Source organism: Pseudomonas sp. SIMBA_041 (assembly GCF_046535095.1).
GTDB classification, from domain to species: domain Bacteria; phylum Pseudomonadota; class Gammaproteobacteria; order Pseudomonadales; family Pseudomonadaceae; genus Aquipseudomonas; species Aquipseudomonas mucoides.
Genome location: NZ_JAWRXJ010000079.1, coordinates 1 through 368 on the forward strand (window position 1 = coordinate 1; position 368 = coordinate 368).

The 368-nt window shown below is 43.2% G+C and carries 1 pseudogene; it reads right to left on the reverse strand.

Annotated elements, in window-relative coordinates:
• A pseudogene (locus SB725_RS30305) lies at positions 1 to 199 on the reverse strand (APH(3') family aminoglycoside O-phosphotransferase); the annotation flags it as partial.
• Between the last annotated feature and the right edge of the window lie 169 nt (positions 200 to 368).

Genomic DNA, 368 nt, shown 5'->3' on the forward strand with positions numbered 1-368 from the left:
CTGTAACATCATTGGCAACGCTACCTTTGCCATGTTTCAGAAACAACTCTGGCGCATCGGGCTTCCCATACAATCGATAGATTGTCGCACCTGATTGCCCGACATTATCGCGAGCCCATTTATACCCATATAAATCAGCATCCATGTTGGAATTTAATCGCGGCCTAGAGCAAGACGTTTCCCGTTGAATATGGCTCATAACACCCCTTGTATTACTGTTTATGTAAGCAGACAGTTTTATTGTTCATGACCAAAATCCCTTAACGTGAGTTTTCGTTCCACTGAGCGTCAGACCCCGTAGAAAAGATCAAAGGATCTTCTTGAGATCCTTTTTTTCTGCGCGTAATCTGCTGCTTGCAAACAAAAAA